At 42.8% G+C, this 17045-nt stretch carries 10 protein-coding genes and 1 tRNA gene; 1 reads left to right on the top strand and 10 read right to left on the bottom strand.

Features of this window, described 5'->3' with window-relative positions; all coding sequences use genetic code 11:
- Nucleotides 1-62 precede the first annotated feature (62 nt).
- The 3 genes from gyrB to QX565_RS04535 form a co-directional block, all read right to left on the bottom strand.
- The gene (gene gyrB / locus QX565_RS04525; protein WP_221650668.1) at nucleotides 63-2030 is read right to left on the bottom strand and encodes a DNA topoisomerase (ATP-hydrolyzing) subunit B; all 1968 of its coding nucleotides are present in this window, start codon (nucleotides 2028-2030) and stop codon (nucleotides 63-65) included.
- 201 nt (nucleotides 2031-2231) lie between these two features.
- Nucleotides 2232-2486 (bottom strand): 30S ribosomal protein S20, encoded by a 255-nt coding sequence (gene rpsT / locus QX565_RS04530; RefSeq protein WP_221650667.1) that lies wholly within the window; start codon nucleotides 2484-2486, stop codon nucleotides 2232-2234.
- A 39-nt stretch (nucleotides 2487-2525) separates the two neighbouring features.
- Nucleotides 2526-2597: transfer RNA gene (locus QX565_RS04535), tRNA-Glu, on the bottom strand.
- A 286-nt stretch (nucleotides 2598-2883) separates the two neighbouring features.
- Here QX565_RS04535 and recO point away from each other — a divergent pair.
- Entirely contained in the window at nucleotides 2884-3612 is a 729-nt protein-coding gene (gene recO, locus QX565_RS04540; protein ID WP_289291545.1) for a DNA repair protein RecO, read from the top strand.
- A 581-nt stretch (nucleotides 3613-4193) separates the two neighbouring features.
- Here the strand turns inward: recO and QX565_RS20590 are convergent.
- The 7 genes from QX565_RS20590 to QX565_RS04580 form a co-directional block, all read right to left on the bottom strand.
- The gene (locus QX565_RS20590) at nucleotides 4194-7601 is read right to left on the bottom strand and encodes an ulvan lysase-like protein (protein ID WP_321028780.1); all 3408 of its coding nucleotides are present in this window, start codon (nucleotides 7599-7601) and stop codon (nucleotides 4194-4196) included.
- A gap of 146 nt (nucleotides 7602-7747) precedes the next feature.
- Nucleotides 7748-9397 carry a RagB/SusD family nutrient uptake outer membrane protein gene (locus QX565_RS04555; protein WP_289291547.1) on the bottom strand — a complete coding sequence of 550 codons (1650 nt, stop codon included), beginning with the start codon at nucleotides 9395-9397 and terminating at the stop codon, nucleotides 7748-7750.
- 22 nt (nucleotides 9398-9419) lie between these two features.
- On the bottom strand, nucleotides 9420-12608 hold the full coding sequence (locus tag QX565_RS04560) for a SusC/RagA family TonB-linked outer membrane protein (RefSeq protein WP_289291549.1): 3189 nt from the start codon (nucleotides 12606-12608) through the stop codon (nucleotides 9420-9422).
- A 259-nt stretch (nucleotides 12609-12867) separates the two neighbouring features.
- A complete protein-coding gene (locus tag QX565_RS04565) occupies nucleotides 12868-13317 on the bottom strand; it encodes a GatB/YqeY domain-containing protein (RefSeq protein WP_289291551.1) in 450 nt (149 codons plus the stop codon).
- A 90-nt stretch (nucleotides 13318-13407) separates the two neighbouring features.
- A complete protein-coding gene (ftsZ, locus tag QX565_RS04570; RefSeq protein ID WP_002558771.1) occupies nucleotides 13408-14721 on the bottom strand; it encodes a cell division protein FtsZ in 1314 nt (437 codons plus the stop codon).
- 81 nt (nucleotides 14722-14802) lie between these two features.
- Nucleotides 14803-16236: a cell division protein FtsA gene (ftsA, locus tag QX565_RS04575; protein WP_221651518.1), complete on the bottom strand. Its 1434-nt coding sequence runs from the start codon at nucleotides 16234-16236 to the stop codon at nucleotides 14803-14805.
- 58 nt (nucleotides 16237-16294) lie between these two features.
- A complete protein-coding gene (locus tag QX565_RS04580) occupies nucleotides 16295-17032 on the bottom strand; it encodes a cell division protein FtsQ/DivIB (protein ID WP_221651519.1) in 738 nt (245 codons plus the stop codon).
- Nucleotides 17033-17045 lie beyond the last annotated feature (13 nt).

A 17045-nucleotide genomic window follows, 5' to 3' on the forward strand; every position in this document is an offset into this window, starting at 1 on the left:
TTTTCCTTTGTTTACCGGCGCTTCTTCGTTGTAAGATGTGAGGTTGGTGATATAATTACGTATTATGCATCGATATTTGCATACGTTGCATTTTCTTCAATGAATTCGCGGCGCGGTCCTACGTCTTCACCCATTAACATGGAGAAGATGAAATCAGCTTCTGCTGCGTTTTCAATATTTACTTGTTTTAGCATACGGTTTTCCGGGTCCATCGTTGTTTCCCACAATTGCTGGGCGTTCATTTCACCCAAACCTTTATAGCGTTGTGTATGAACCGCGTTTTCCGAACCACCGCCATAGGTATCGATAAACTTCTGGCGTTGCGCATCTGTCCAGCAATATTCTTCTACTTTACCTTTCTTACACAGATAGAGCGGAGGCGTAGCGATGTACAGATAACCATTCTGGATAATCTGTGGCATATAACGGAAGAAGAATGTCATGATCAGTGTGTCGATGTGAGAACCATCGACATCGGCATCGGTCATAATGATAATCTTATGATAGCGCAACTTGTCAATGTTGGCAGCCTTGCTATCTTCTTCTGTTCCGATAGTAACACCTAATGCTGTATATATATTACGGATTTCTTCGCTTTCAAGCGCTTTGTGGTACATTGCTTTCTCTACATTCAAAATCTTACCACGTAAGGGTAAGATAGCCTGGAATGCACGGTTACGACCCTGTTTGGCTGTACCACCTGCTGAATCTCCCTCAACGAGGAATAATTCACATTTTTGTGGATCTTTGTCCGAACAGTCAGCCAGTTTACCCGGAAGTCCGCCACCGGACATCGGAGATTTACGTTGTACCATTTCACGTGCTTTACGGGCAGCGTGACGAGCTGTTGCAGCAAGTACCACCTTGTCAACGATCAGCTTGGCTTCTTTCGGATGTTCTTCCAGATAATAAGCCAATGCTTCACCTACTGCTTGGTCTACAGCTCCCATTACTTCGTTGTTACCCAATTTCGTTTTGGTCTGTCCTTCAAACTGTGGTTCAGCCACTTTAACAGAAATAACAGCAGTCAAACCTTCGCGGAAGTCATCACCGGAGATTTCTACCTTTACCTTTTCCAGCATTTTGCTGTCTTCGGCATATTTCTTCAGCGTACGCGTCAGTGCACGACGGAAACCGGCCAGGTGTGTACCACCTTCTATTGTATTAATGTTATTTACATAAGAGTGGACGTTTTCAGAGAATCCGGTATTATACATGATAGCCAGTTCAATGGGGATACCCTGCTTCTCCGTGTCCAGATAGATCACATCATTAATCAGGTGATCACGTGAGGATTCCAGATAACGAACAAACTCCTTTAAGCCTTCTTCTGAATAGAATACTTCTTGTTTGAATTTGCCTTCATCATTAACTACACGGCGATCTGTCAATGTAATTCTGATACCTGCATTCAGGTAAGCAAGTTCGCGCATACGTCCGGCAAGAATTTCATACTTGTAAACCGTTTCTGTGAAGATGGTAGCATCCGGCCAGAATTGTTGTTTTGTTCCGGTATGTTCCGACTCGCCTACTTCCTTTACGGGATAAAGCGGTTTTCCTATTTCATACTCCTGCTGGTAGATTTTACCATTACGGTAAACCTGACTGATCATGTGGGCAGACAGCGCGTTCACGCAAGACATACCTACACCATGCAGACCACCTGAAACTTTGTACGAACCTTTGTCGAATTTACCACCTGCATGAAGTACCGTCATCGCTACTTCAAGTGCTGATTTCTGTTCTTTTTCGTGGAAGTCTACAGGAATACCACGTCCATTGTCCTGTACGGTAACTGAATTATCTTCGTTGATTGTGACTTCAATGTGGTCGCAATAACCTGCCAACGCTTCGTCGATAGAGTTATCAACGATTTCATATACCAAGTGATGAAGTCCCTTTACACTGATGTCGCCGATGTACATCGCGGGGCGCTTGCGCACAGCTTCCAGACCTTCTAGAACCTGAATGCTGTCGGCTGAATACGATCCGTTGTCCTGGGGAACTTGGGAGAATAAGTCTTCGCTCATAATTGCCTTTCTAAGTTATAATAACAGAGCAAAAATAGCAAAAAAAAATGGATTGAGGAAGAATAAAGGGTGAAAAAACAAGAATACTGATAAGTAGTGAAAAAGAAGAAGGTTTATCTGATTAGATGGATCCTAACGCACAAAAGACCGAACTAAAAAGTCCAGTCTCTGTGTTGTATGAAGTAGTGCTAATTTCTTATATTAAGCAAGCTTATTAATGTAGATAGCCAATTTAGACTTCAAGTTGTTAGCTTTGTTCTTGTGAATAATATTCACTTTAGCCAACTTATCAAGCAATTTTGTGATGCCTGGATACATAGCAGTTGCTTCTGCTTTGTCAGTAGTCGAACGAAGTTTTCTAACAGCGTTTCTCATGGTTTTACCATAATATCTGTTATGAAGTCTTCTTGTTTCTTCTTGTCTGATTCTCTTTAGTGATGATTTGTGATTTGCCATCTCGACTAATCTGTTTTAATTCGTTTATTTTTTTAATTGTAGCCCGTGGGGGAGTCGAACCCCCCTTTCAAGAATGAAAATCTTGCGTCCTAACCGATAGACGAACGGGCCATCATTTCTTTGAAGCGTTTCCGTTTCTTTTGCTTTTCGAGTGTTTGTTTCTCGATTGCGGATGCAAAGGTAGATACTTTTTTTGAATTAGCAAATATTTCGCAAGATTTTTTTTATAAGAAGTTACCCCGTTTCTTGTGTTATACCTGATTTTCTTCTGATTATCAATAAAATAATGCAGCGAAAAAAATGTCATATAGATATCTTTTTTTTAGGTAGTAGAAGATAAACTACTAACATTCCGCTTTTTTTTGTAGTTTTGTGTTGAATTAGAATTAGAAGAGAAATGTTACAAAAAACGGTTGGGATAGTTCTTCATACACTGAAATATAATGATACATCTAATATTGTTGAGATGTATACTGAGTTGTTGGGGCGCGCCTCTTTTTTAGTTTCGGTACCACGTTCGAGAAAAGCGGCAGTAAAGTCCGTATTGTTTCAACCACTTTCTTTGATAGAGTTTGAGGCAGATTTCCGACCCAATACTACTCTTTATAAGATAAAAGAGGCAAAATCCTTTTTTCCTTTCTCTTCAATACCTTACGATCCATATAAGTCAGCTATCGCTCTTTTTCTGGCGGAATTTCTTTACCGTGCCATTCGTGAAGAAGCGGAAAACCGTCCGTTGTTTGCTTATCTGATTCACTCCATTACCTGGCTGGATGAATGCCGGGAGAGTTTTGCCAATTTCCATTTGGTGTTTTTAATGCGTCTTTCCCGCTTTTTGGGGTTATATCCCAATTTGGAGGATTATCATGAAGGGGATTATTTTGATATGTTGAATGCTTGTTTTACCTCGCTTCGTCCGCAGTTGCATTCGTCGTATATTGGTCCGCAGGAGGCATTCCGTCTTATTGGTTTGATGCGAATGAATTATGATACGATGCATGTTTTCGGTATGAACCGTACAGAACGGGCACGTTGCCTCACAATTATTAATGAGTATTATCGGTTGCACTTACCCGATTTTCCGCTATTGAAATCTTTAGATGTGCTGAAAGAGTTATTCGATTAGTTGCTTCGTCTCTATGTCCTTTGCGGTGAGCTGATTTATTATTAATCAGTTTTACGCTAAATGTTGTCTGCCATTACCATCTATTTATCTCTCCGGTATCGATAAAGCCCTATCTCGTAGAGTAACGTAGGAAGCCTCGGTGTGTAGCGTTGTTTTAGATGTACATGTAAAGCGGTACGACATGTGCATGTGGTGCAGTACGACATGTACATGTGGTGCAGTGAAACATGTACATGTAAAACAAGACTGCTCACCGGGGAAAGGAACGTTCCTTTCTGAGAAAGACAAAGTACAACACCGGGCAACGGTGGCGATGCCGTTTAGGGGCACTTCCGTTACCGAAAGGATAGGGCCATAATCTTTGTTCTTATATGGATATGAATCTATTTCACCACAGAGTAACACGGAGTTCCACAGAGTTTAAATCTTTATTGAAACGCAAATGAACGCAGATTTTCGCAAAGGGAAACAAATGTATGATAAAGAGCTACAGTCTTTTAATCCGCGTTTTATCAGATAAATAGTACTCTGTGGAACTCTGTGCTACTCTGTGGTGAACTGATTCGCATAAGTAGGGATTTTTAAGGTGCTGTAATACGGATACTTATTTCTACTTCCCCTTTTTCATTGGGTTGTACAATCACAGGGATAAAACAAAATCCGGGGACAGGGTTGAAAATACGTCCGTTTTCATCTGTTGGAGCGATTGTAAGCGTTTGCGGGCTATTGAGTACTAAAACTCCTCCTTCCTTATTTACTTGAACAGAATGTTCGGTTATATTTTCTTTTTCCTGCGGTGCGGCAATGATGGGCAGCGTTAGTTGTACACCGGCTTTTCTTAGTGGTTCAGGGATAGAGCAGTGAATGCCGATCTCTTTCTCCTGGAAGATATAATCAATCTCCACAGCTTCTTTTCCGGCAGAAGAAAATTGCTGTTTGCTATCTACCAGATGCGTTACAATATGAAACTGATGGGCGTTTCCCTTTTTCTGATAAGTTATTTTTGTGTCCAGATCGTCGAGGTTACTATACATCGTTCCATTTTCAATTAATTCTATACGAGGGCTGCCAGCCATACGGTGTGGCTGCGTATAGGCCTGCATATTAGGAGCTTCGATCAGTGTATAGAGATTCATGGTGGCAGCAAATACCGGACCGATCTGTTTGTTCCATAACATAGAAAGAACTCCTCCCATCGGATGTGTACCTTTCACTTTGTATTCCGAATCGAATCCGGTGACGGTAGCCCGCCATTCGCCTTCGCTCACCAGCCAGGTGTTGATATCCTTGAAACGTTTCACTCCATAAGTCTTATCTCGTGGGAGTAGAACGGGGGCCGGAGTAACTACCGGTTGGTTGAGAAAAGAAGCCAGTGCTTTGGCATGTCCGAAGGTATGATGAATGCAGGCTTCTACACCGCAGTCGTGATAATTCATACCTCCATGTAATAGTCCGTTGTGGGTTGCCTTTTTCAGTAAGGCGATATTGCGGTGTATGGCTTCTGCATATTCCGGATGTCGGTCGGCAAGTGTATAGTATCCTCCCATGAAACCGTCACTGGTACGTCCTCCCCAATACGTCCATTTAAAGCTGCGGGTTCCCCAACTGTTGTCCCATGCTCCGTCGGGGAGCATAAATTCAAGATGGGTATCCATTGATTTTTCCAGGAGTGCCATTAGCTCCTTATCATCTGCCATACGGGCATAGTAAACCATATTGGGAAGTGACTCTTCTACATTATATAGAAGGTCTACCGGGAGGCAACCATTGCGTGTTTTATTTTTTATTTCGGGACCTTCACCAAAAAGGAAATATTCATTGGTGGTGAAGAAGGCTTTTAAGTCTCCGGCCGTTTCGCGGGCACGGGCGATGAAGTCCTGCCGGTTGAATTCTGTGCCAATAGCAAAGAGGGCATAGATTGCCGAGGCGGAGTAGTTTACATTCATATTGCGCATCCCTTCACGACGACGGCTGTAGATGAATTTATCACCATAGATAAATTCTCCGGCCTGCAAGAGTTGTTCACGCCAGGCATTGCGGGTCGAGTCGTCCAGTAAATGGCCGTGATGATGCAATGCTTCATAAAGAGCGATGGCAGCGAATACGGTTGTTCCGTTCCAGTCCGACACGTTCACGTCATTCATCCATGAACCATCCGGTTGATGAACGTTGCCCATCCAGTGCATCAGGTTTTTGGCTGCTGTTACATATTTCTCATTACACGTTTTCTCGGCAATATACATTAAAGGTAACACAGCATCACCACAGCGCCCATGTACGCGGGCACAGGCCGGACAAAGAAGGCCTCCGTTCAATGAGGCATTTTTGTGGCTGACTTGATAGGTAAGGAGTGTTTCCACCCATTCGGTAAGTAGCTCATCGGCTTCGGCTTGTATAGAGCTGTCTTTGTATCCGGCACGTACACCAATAGCCGAAATTTTATCTCCCGGATTTACGTTGAACGGACCTGTGTAGAGGAACCAGTGATGTTCGTTCAATCCGCGACCGTTTATCTGGTAAGCAATGGAAGCTCCTTCGGTACTGCAAGTCAGGGTAGCCGTTCCGTTTTCTATCTTTACTTCAGGGCGGGCTACTACAGGTTGTACCCCTCCCGGGCGAAACATTTCAATGAGTTCCGGTTCGGTGTATTTCCACATCTCATTATAAGTCGATATCCAACGGTCAAATTCATCACTCAGTTCCTTTATCTTTTTCTTATATTTAGGGTCATCCGCCAGATTGTTTAGTTCATGCGGATCAGCTTGTACGTCATAGAATTCTATTTCGGGACGAGGATATTTGAACCATTTCTCCTGATCGGCATTTAGTTTTCCGGCTTCATGGAGCTCTGCCATACGGGCCATCATAGGCATAGCGGCGCGGGAGATGATGGGTAGATAGTCGGGTTGTTCAGTACGATAGTTGCGTATATAACGATAGCGCTCATCACGTACACAGCCTTGTTTTTCATAGAAAGTATCGAGGCGGTCGCGCGCACCATAAACATACTTACGCGGTTTCTGCTTGTATTGACCTAAAAAAGCACGACCGTGCATATATTCAGGTACAGGTAGTCCGGCCAGTGAAAGGATTGTTGCAGGGATATCAACAAACATGTGCAACCCCTGGTCTACCGTCCCCGCTTTGTATCCGTCGGGAAAACGTATCATAAACGGCACAAGTGCCCCTGATTCATATAGTTCTCTTTTTTGTCTGGGCATGGGGCCTCCGTTGTCTGAGTACCATATGATAATTGTATTGTCCAGTTTACCCGATGCTTTAAGCTCGTCTACCAGTATCTGAAACTGACGGTCCATTTCGGTGATATTGCTATAAAGAATGGCCATGTCTTTGCGTACAACAGGATCGTCCGGATAATAGGGAGGAAGAATGATATCTTCCGGCTGAACACTCAAAGGCTGGTCTGCACGTTTCATTACCTGAAACTCATGCGTCACATTGAGATTGAAGATGGAGAAGAAGGGCATTCCTTCGGGAGCATGTTTCCAATGTGCCCGATCTCCTTGTTCATCCCAGGCGGTTAGAGGAGCGGCAAACTGATAATCTGTTTTTGAGTTATTAGTGCAGAAGTAACCTGCGGCACGCATCTGTTCCGTATAGCATTTGATACCTGCCGGAAGTACTACATCGTATGGATGTATGCCGGCCGGTTTCGACTTGTTTTGTGCTGTACGCATATTGTTGGCACCAATGGAGGTTGAATACATCCCGGTAATAAGTGCTGCACGACTTGGAGAAGAGACTCCGATCGTGGTGTACATACCCGTGTAGCGTATACTCTCGCGTGAGAAATTATCCAGGTTGGGGGTAACGGCTACAGCGTCGCCATAACATCCCAGGTAAGGACTGATATCTTCGCAAACGATGCAGAGAATGTTTGGCCGTTCGGGCTGTTTTTGCCCGGTAGCGTTACTGTGTGCCAGAGGTAAGATGAGGCCCGGCAGGGCTGATAATAACTTGTATTTCATAATTGTCAGGGATAAAAATCTGTATCAGCTTTCCCCTTAGACCGCAGATTATACAAACCCGGAACAAAAGATAATCACACTAATTGTTATGGACTTAAGAGTTTATAATTTGTATAGGTTCATACAACCTGCGGCCCGGGGTTTTATCAATATTTCGGATTCTGGGTCACGATACCCTTCGTCTCCCGTATTTCGTAAGTTGGTATCGGATATAATTCATGTTTGCCCGCTTCGAAACGATTTCCTGCTGCCCAGGTATAGGCTTTCAGTGTACCGTCAGCTACGGCTGCTTTGAACTTCACGGCAAAATCGGCAATCGTACTACCCAATAAATTCCATCGGATAAGATCAAATCTGCGAAAACCTTCAAAGCAAAGTTCGCGTGCACGTTCCATATATAGATAATCACGGACGGTTTGCTGTGTGGGAAAGTCTGCTTTTGTGAAGTCCAGCTCTGCATTCGGGGTTGTAGGGTCGGCTTCATAAGCCCGGCGACGTACCTGATTCAAACATTCAATAGCCAGATCGTCCAGCTGCCCGTCGCATTCATTTACAGCTTCAGCATACATCAGCAGTACGTCAGAGTAGCGTAGCAGGATGAAGTTTACATCTGTGTTTTCGAGGTCTTTTGGAGAACCTGCTACCCAGTTGCGACGCCATTTGCCTGGTGCCCAATTATAACTCTCGTTAAGGGGAACAGCGATTACTTTATCATTTTTGTCTATTTTGAATGTAGCAATAGCGGTTGGGAGGCGTGGATCATCTTCATCAAAATAATTATAGAAGATGTGAGTAGTTTTGATAAATGAATTTCCCAACCCATAAGAAGAGTTTCTGTCAATCTCAGGCGAGTTGTATGAGCCGATTTTACCGGTATGTTCCGTACCTCCTGTCGGGTTATAGAACTGTACTTCGTACATCACCTCTTTCGGTTCCAGTTTATACTCGCATACATTGCGGAATACCCGTTCATAACTTGGATTCAGTGAGTGGTGATGCGAAGTGATCAGTTCGTTACAAACTTCTTTGGCCCGTTTGTAATACTCTTTGTAATTGTCCGGGCGTTTCATCTTTCCATCCTGGTGCAAGGAGTATCCGGCACGAAAGAGATAAGCACGTGCCAGTAATCCCATAGCCGCTCCTTTGGAAGGACGTCCCGTATAAGAAACTTCGTCATGCCAGGGCAGGTCGGCAACAGCAGCTTCCATATCCTCTATAATCTGGTCATATACTTTTTCACGATCAGTGCGGGGGATCAGGAAGTTTTCGCTCTTTTTTGATGAGGTTAGTTTCATCGGTACATCGCCCCACATACGTACAAGATCAAAGTAACAAAGTCCACGCAGAAGGCGAGCTTCGGCAATCAGGCGTTTGAAAGTAGCTTTACTTGCTTCATCCGGTAATTCCACTTTCTCTTTATTGTCCATGATACGGTTTACACGGTCAATACCTGTATAGTAAAGCCCCCATGATTCTTCCAGCCAGGTATGTGCGGCATAGATATTATAGTGGCCAATATCTCGTGCAGCTTGTCCTGTACCCGAACCTTTGATATGGCTCAGGTCAGTATCGCAGTCGTTGACGAGCATAAAATGTCCGTAAGTCATCTTCTCACTCAGCACTTCATAAGCTCCGTTTACGGCAAGTTCTAATTCGGTATTATTGGTATAAAAGTCAGCTTCGTCAATGAAATCATATTTCTTTTCTGAAAGGAAATCTTCACAGGAAGTGAATATGCCCATACCCAAAACAATAAGTGGCAGGGTTACCATATGCTTGATCGTTGTTGTTCTCATAATACTTGTTCTTTTTTAAAGTTTAGAAAGCGATGTTTGCACCAAATACGAAGGAGATAGAAGAAGGGTAAGCTCCCCAATCGATTCCCGGAGTCAGACCGTTGTTAGGGTATGTGTTTACTTCCGGGTCATAACCGGAGTATTTCGTGAATGTATGAAGATTGTATCCGGTGGCATAGAAACGTACTGTTGACAGTTTGATTTTCTTTGTCAGTTCACGTGGAAGGGTATATCCCAATGAGATATTGTTAATCTTCAGGAACGAGCCGTCTTCTACATAACCGGAGTGGAAATAAAGATCAGAACTTCCTTCAATGGATACGTAGTTTCTGTTTCTGTTCACTTCTGCCAGTTGTGCCGGATCGTTGAAGATATATTCACCTTTGGCATTCATTACGGTAAAACGGCTCAGGGCTTCGTCTTTCAGTGTGTTGCGCCACTGGTTATTGAACTTTGTATAATACATTTTATTGGCGCTGTATACCTTGTTTCCTATGGAGAAATTCAAGAAGATACTCAGGTCAAAGCCTTTCCAGGTCAATGTATTGGTCATACCACCATAGAGTTTGGGATTGGCATTCCCGATAACTTCACGATCTTTATCGGTGATTTCTCCGTTTTTATCTATATCTTCAAACTTCCAATAACCGGGTTTGGGATAACGGCTCTTATCATAGGGTATACCTTCTTTTAATATATATTTTTGTTGATTGGCATCGTATGTAAAGTCATCCATCGTATAAATGCCTTTCAGGCGATAGCCATACATTTGTCCCAACGACTGTCCCACCCGGATCATGTAGTCACTCTTATTGAATTCAGAGGTTTGTGCCCATCCTGATACGATTTCCATATAGTCGGACATGTACAGCTCTTTCACCTTGTTTTTGTTGTGTGCAAGGTTGATGTTGGTAGTCCAGGTAAAGTCTCGGGTATGGATGTTATGTGACGTAATAGATACTTCTACACCTTTGTTATTGGTTTTTCCCGCATTAATCATCATGTTTTTAAAGCCGGATAATTGAGGGATAGGAGCGTCCAGTAGCAAACCTTTGGTTTCTACGTTATAGATATCTACAGTCAGTTGCAGGCGTTGATCGAAGAATCCCATATCCAGTCCCAGGTTGGCAGTGATATTGGTTTCCCATTTCAAGTCGGGATTGTATAGCTGTTTACTAACAAAGCCACTTTGAGTACCTGTACCATAGGGGATCCATACCGAACCTATTTTTGAAAGTGAAAGGTAGTTATCGATGTGATTGTTGCCGGCAGCACCGTAACTGAGTCTTACCTTCAGATTAGAAAATACATTCCAGCGTTTAATAAATTCCTCTTCGGAAGCTCTCCATGCAAAAGAGGCAGAGGGGAAATAGCCCCATTTGTTGTTTGCTCCGAATTTGGATGAACCATCTGCGCGGATGGAAGCTGCGAAAAGATACCTTTGTTTCAGGTTATAGTTGGCACGAAAGAAGTATGATAGCATACGCTCTTCCTGATTGATCGTCTGTACAATATCGGGTGAAGCCCCTAACGACATATCATTCAGACCGAAGTTCTTGTCGGGGAAATTAGTTGCCCCTGTCTTTAAGTATTTTGATTTGAAAGAGATAAATTCCTGACCACCTACCAGATCGAGTTGATGATTGATGTTAAATGATTTATTATAGGTCAACACATTATTATACATAAAACTCTCTTCGTCCGTTGATTTTTTCCATCCAAAAGGAGCCCCGGCATTCTTTGCCTGCTTTGAACGTTCCGAATAAAACACATCTTCGTTGCGCATCCGCTTACGGATACCAACCGTTCCGCGATAAGACCATTCTTTATTGAATTTGATTTCAGCATCTCCATTGATATTCAGGATGCGGTTTCGTTTTTCTATAGATTCGCTTTCGATAGAAGCAATCGGGCTTTGCATGGGGCTTGCACCTTCGAGTAGCAATACCGGATCGTCATCATTGATAAGTAAGTCATTGTCACTGCCGTTTTTGCCGATAGTAGGACGGTATTGTATCACATGTTGCATGCGGCTGAATGCTCCACCTTCCTGGAGACTTCCCAGCCCTTCTGTTGTTTCGTCAATATAACTTGCATTGGCCGATAGGTTAAGCCATTCGGATGCTACCTGGTTGATCTTCATACGGAAGTTATCGCGCTTTAGTCCACTGCCATACCAGATACCTTTGTCATCATTGCGTGTATAAGAGAAGAGATACTTTGAGGTTTTACTCCCTCCGCTGATTGTGAATTTATGCTGTTGGCTGATAGCAGAGTGGTTTTCAAAAACCTCTTTCTGCCAGTCGATACCGGATCGGTTTCCATATAACTGGTTGTATTCATCGAAATTTCCATAAGTTGGAATGATCACATCACGCATTTTATCCGGCTGATCGATGTAACGTTCGTAGTCTAATTTTACGAAATCTTCTACATCCAGGAGGTCGTACTTCTTATTTACTTTTTTGAATCCTATATACATGTCGTAACTGATACTCAATTTGTCCTGTTTACCGCCTTTCGTTGTTACCAGAACCACACCATTTGCTCCTCTTGCTCCATAAATGGCTGTCGACGAAGCATCTTTCAGGATGTCAATTGACTCAATATCATTGGCTTCGATTCCTTTCAATCCGTCTTCCGAGGGGAAACCGTCAATAATATAAAGAGGTTCGTTACTTTGTGTAATCGATGTACCTCCACGTACTTTTATAGATACATCAGCATCGGGTGAACCTTGTGAGCGGATTACCTGTACACCGGCCACTTTACCACTTAATGCCTGGGTTACATCTGAAATGGGCACAGCTGCCAGCTCACTGGCTTTTACTGAAGACACCGAACCTGTCAGGTCTTTCCGTTTAACAGTAGCATATCCGATTTTTACGACTTCTTCCAGTTCGACAGCAGATGATTCAAGAGTGACATTAATTCTGCGTTGATTTTTCACGGCCACTTCTTTCGAGTCAAGGCCTATAAAAGAGAATACTAACACGGCTTGACCGGGATTAGTAACGGTAAGTTTGTAGTTACCCTCCACATCGGTCGTAGTTCCTACTGTTGTTCCTTTAATAAGGATATTTGCACCGGGTAAACCTTCCTGATCGGCATCAACCACCTGACCAGTAACTTCGATACTTCCTTGTGCGTGTACTTGTAGAGTGAAGCAAGTACATAATACAAGAAAGATGTAGCGTAATACATTTTTCATACGTGTTTGAATTAAGATTAATACTTAGGTTTTAGTGTCTGCAATGTAATATTTTATTTCTTTTTGCGCTTTCAGCTTCGTTGTTGTTATTTTTAATTTTGATTTTTGGATTTTAATCTTGTGTAAATTAAATATAAATTTGTTGAATATTATAAAAGATGTCCCGGAAAGAGATCAATATTCTCTTTCCGGGACATCTTTTTAAGTGCTGGTATTTACTTCGGTTATCTCGTAGAGAATTCCTCTGTATATTGAAGAATTAACCGAGTAACTCTTTCACTTTAGTAGATATAGCGCGGCCTTCTGCCAGTCCGGCAAGTTTTTTGGAGGCAACTCCCATTACTTTACCCATATCTTTACTACTTGTAGCACCTGTTTCTGCAATGATTTCTTTTAGCGCTGCCTCCAGTTCTTCTGGCGTCATCTGTTTAGGTAGATAGGCTTCCATAACCTTTACTTGCGCCAATTCACCGTCTGCCAGGTCCTGACGTCCTTGTCCGATGTAAATTTCAGCAGAGTCTTTTCCCTGTTTAACCAGTTTCTGGATGATCTTTAAAGCAGCATCATCTGTCAGAATATCATTTGCTCCCGGAGCTGTTTTGGCTTCCAGAAAGAATTTCTTTACATTTCTCAGTGTTTCAAGGGCTACTTTATCTTTAGCCTTCATTGCGTTTTTGATGTCTTCGCTGACTTTTTCGAATAAATCCATAACTATATTTACAATTTAGCGATTTACAATTTACAATTAAAAAAAACTCTTATTTCTTTAATTTTCAACTTTCAATTTTCAACTCTCAATTCAAAAAGTGATTAGTCCGCTTTCGTCCACGGCTTCTTCCGTTGCGATCTCTTCTTCCAAAGCTGCCTTTGCTCTGATTTTGCCAAGAGTAGTTTTATCACGTTGGTAGGTTGGTGAATCTTCTACCATTGCAATGATATCGTCATTATCCAGATCTTCAGCACTGAAAATATAGATATGACGACGTTTACGAATATTTTTACTTCCAATGCTGCTGGCACTTTCGCCATATGCTTTGCGAATACGTTCTTTGTTTTTCTCCTTCTCTTCTTCCAGTTGGAGTTGGCGTTCTTCTTCTTCTTGACTGCGTTTCTCGAGCACACTGTCCATACCTGGCACGTCTTCTACACCAAATCCGGTAGCAAGTACGGTTATTTTTACTTTCTTATCCAGTGAATTGTCCATAGCCACACCCCAGATTACTTCTACTCCTTCACGGAATTTGCTCATGAACTCGTGAATTTCGTTCATTTCTTCCATCATCAGTTCTGAGTTAGGACAGAAAGAAACATTCAGCATGACCTTCTTTGCGTTGAAGATATCGTTGTTGTTCAGTAGCGGTGAGTGCAGGGCATCATCGATGGCCTTTGTCACACGATTTTCACCCTCTCCGAAACCGGTACTCATAATGGCTACGCCACCATCTTTCAAGATCGTTTTCACATCTGCGAAGTCCAGATTTACCGTACCACGCATGGTGATAATTTCAGCTATACTTTTGGCTGCGATAGAAAGTGTATCATCCGCTTTTCCGAACGCATTCATAAAAGTAAGGTCTGAATAGATTTCTCTCAGGCGTTCATTGTTGATAACCAACAGAGCATCTACATGTTGGGCGATACGCTCTACACCATCCAATGCCTGGATGATTTTCTTTTCTCCTTCGAAGATGAAAGGGATAGTTACGATACCTACAGTCAGGATATCCATCTCCTTGGCGATACGGGCTATAACAGGAGCAGCACCGGTTCCTGTTCCCCCTCCCATTCCGGCAGTGATAAATACCATTTTGGTACCATCATTCAGTAGGGTCTTGATGTCTTCGATACTTTCTTCGGCTGCATCACGTGCCCGGTCGGGGCGGTTACCTGCTCCCAGACCTTCCGTAATGTTACGACCTAATTGTAGTTTCACCGGCACGGGCGATTCTGCCAATGCCTGATTATCTGTATTACAGAGAACGAATGTTACGTCATGTATACCCTCCCTGTACATGTGGTTTACGGCGTTACCGCCACCACCGCCTACACCAATTACTTTGATGATCTTTGGCGAATCTGTCGGGAAATCGAATTGTACTATCTCGTCCGTCATGATATTTATTATTTATTCCCTATGGTCATGACCATTATCTGATATTGACACTAAGGTACGTTTTCTATTTACAATTTACTATTATTTCATATCGTCATCCGAGAAGATCTCGTTAGAAATCTTATTGAAAGTCTTTTCAAACCAACTGGGACCCTCTTTTTTCTTCTTTCGTGCCTCTTCTTTCTTACGTTTTTCTTCTTCTTTACGACGTCTGTCTTCGTCCCGGCGTCGTTTATCTTCTTCATCTTTTTTCTTCTTTGCTTCGCGGGCGGCAGCTTCCTGTTCTTTCAGTGCTTCATCTTCTTCGAACATATTGACCGGTTCGGTTATGACAGGTTGCGAATGAGTTACGGGACGTGCTTCTACCAGACAGCAGTTCTCTTTCCCTTCAAAAAGCAAACCGAATAATGTATTTTGTGTGCCGTCTTTCTTTATCAGATTGCTGTCTGTCTGTATCGTATTGCGGATACTTCTGGCAGTTCGTATCTTTTCAATCTTACTCCTTTTGCGAAGCATAGTATCCAGATTTTTCAGATTAGCGGCTCCACCGGTGATGATAATGCCGGACAATAATTTGTCATCGTAGCCTGATAACTGAATTTGATTCCATACATTTGTGATGATTTCTTCTGCCCGCGCTTCGATAATGTTGTTTAATGCTTGTAACTCGACTGTACGACTTCCGTCCTCGAGTTGGCAGGTAGCAGCTTCTTCACTCTCTTCTTCCTCGTACATTACATTCCCGAAAGTTGTTTTCAGGCGTTCGGCTTCTTCCTCTTCCATCTGCATGGAAGTAATGTCACGTGTAATGCTGTTTCCACCTAATGGCAATACAGTGAGGAAACGAAGAATATTATTTTTATAAACAGAGATTGTAGTGGTGTCAGCTCCGAAGTCGATAAGTGCACAACCGGAACGGCGCTCACTTTCGCTTAGTACGGCATTGGCAGTTACTAATGGAGAGATAAGCAGGTCGGCTATCTCTATTTTAGCCTGTTCGAAACAGCGTTCCAGATTCTTTTTGATCGAAGCCCGTGCTACGATATTCAGGAAACGCCCCTCTATATGGCTACCGGCCACTCCTACAGGATCTGCTTGCAGGTTGTTCCCGATCTTATATTCCTGTGGGGCAACATCCAATATATCCATGTCTACCAACGGAATTTCCAGATTCTCATCGCAGATAGCATCCACTAACTCTTGCGAGATGATTGTTTCTTCGTTCAGATCACGGCTTACGACATTCCGTACGGTACGGAGTGATTGTCCGCCGATACCTACATATACCTTGGCGATTGAGTTTTTCAGATCGCCTTCCAACTTGTTAATGATGGATGTAAGGCTTTGGGCTGTCTTATCCAGATTATAGATAATTCCTTTTCGGATGAACGAAGAGGAATCTTCTTTGGCATAAGCCAACACCTGCATACTTCCGTCACTGTTCTTTCTTCCGGCAATGCCGGTAACCTTTGATGAACCCAGTTCAATAGCGGCGATAAATTCTGTTGTTGCCATATTTCTTATTTACGATTTTACAATTTACAATTTACAATTGGCTGCGCGCAGGCATTCATCATTGATGCTTGGTGCAGATAATCTGGTTACTGAACTCCAGACTGATGCGTGAATATTTATTCCATCCCACCTCGTTCAAGGCTTTCCTATAGAATGTTTTCAGGCGATCCAGCTTATCTTCAAAGTGTTCCAGTTTTCCAAGATAGACAATATGATCACCTACCCGTGGTACCAATTCAATATCCTTGCCGGGTAGTACATGAATTTGTTCTATCTGAGCATCCCAGAACGGATTGTTCTGCAAAAATACACCAAACTTATATAAATCCCTCATTGCAAACGACTTTTCTACATTTCCGGTTACAATTGTCCGGCGAGCTACGCATTTGGCTTCGGGGGGCATGATGGTTCCTTTGTTATCTACGTAATAGTTCTCGCCATTATTGCTCATGATACGGAGGATTGGAATACGCTGTTTAACTTCTACGCAGAGTTTGCCACTGGGAGTTTTATAGCATTCTGTTTCGTCAATAAGCGGGTGTTTATCCAGTTCCCGTTCCAGGGTTTTAGTCTGGATACGTTCCATTTTCTTTCCTACGGGGTAGATTCCTTTCTTTTGTAGTATTCCGGCTACTTCGTCTTTGGTTACGAAACCGGCATAAACCGTGTCCTTGATAATTAATTCCATGTCACGACAAACCTGGTTGGCCGGTTTACGGTTGAATACTGTCACGGCTATACATAGATAGGCAGTGACGAGCAACAGGACGAGGGATAAAAGAATCCGTTTCAGCATAATGACATTTACA

Source organism: Bacteroides sp. 41_26 (genome assembly GCF_949740115.1).
Classification (GTDB): Bacteria; Bacteroidota; Bacteroidia; order Bacteroidales; family Bacteroidaceae; genus Bacteroides; species Bacteroides nordii.

Coding starts and splice junctions, on each gene's coding strand:
- gyrB (WP_221650668.1), bottom strand. CDS start 2,030: ATGAGCGAAGACTTATTCTCCCAAGTTCCCCAGGACAACGGATCGTAT.
- rpsT (WP_221650667.1), bottom strand. CDS start 2,486: ATGGCAAATCACAAATCATCACTAAAGAGAATCAGACAAGAAGAAACA.
- recO (WP_289291545.1), top strand. CDS start 2,884: ATGTTACAAAAAACGGTTGGGATAGTTCTTCATACACTGAAATATAAT.
- QX565_RS20590 (WP_321028780.1), bottom strand. CDS start 7,601: ATGAAATACAAGTTATTATCAGCCCTGCCGGGCCTCATCTTACCTCTG.
- QX565_RS04555 (WP_289291547.1), bottom strand. CDS start 9,397: ATGAGAACAACAACGATCAAGCATATGGTAACCCTGCCACTTATTGTT.
- QX565_RS04560 (WP_289291549.1), bottom strand. CDS start 12,608: ATGAAAAATGTATTACGCTACATCTTTCTTGTATTATGTACTTGCTTC.
- QX565_RS04565 (WP_289291551.1), bottom strand. CDS start 13,317: ATGGATTTATTCGAAAAAGTCAGCGAAGACATCAAAAACGCAATGAAG.
- ftsZ (WP_002558771.1), bottom strand. CDS start 14,721: ATGACGGACGAGATAGTACAATTCGATTTCCCGACAGATTCGCCAAAG.
- ftsA (WP_221651518.1), bottom strand. CDS start 16,236: ATGGCAACAACAGAATTTATCGCCGCTATTGAACTGGGTTCATCAAAG.
- QX565_RS04580 (WP_221651519.1), bottom strand. CDS start 17,032: ATGCTGAAACGGATTCTTTTATCCCTCGTCCTGTTGCTCGTCACTGCC.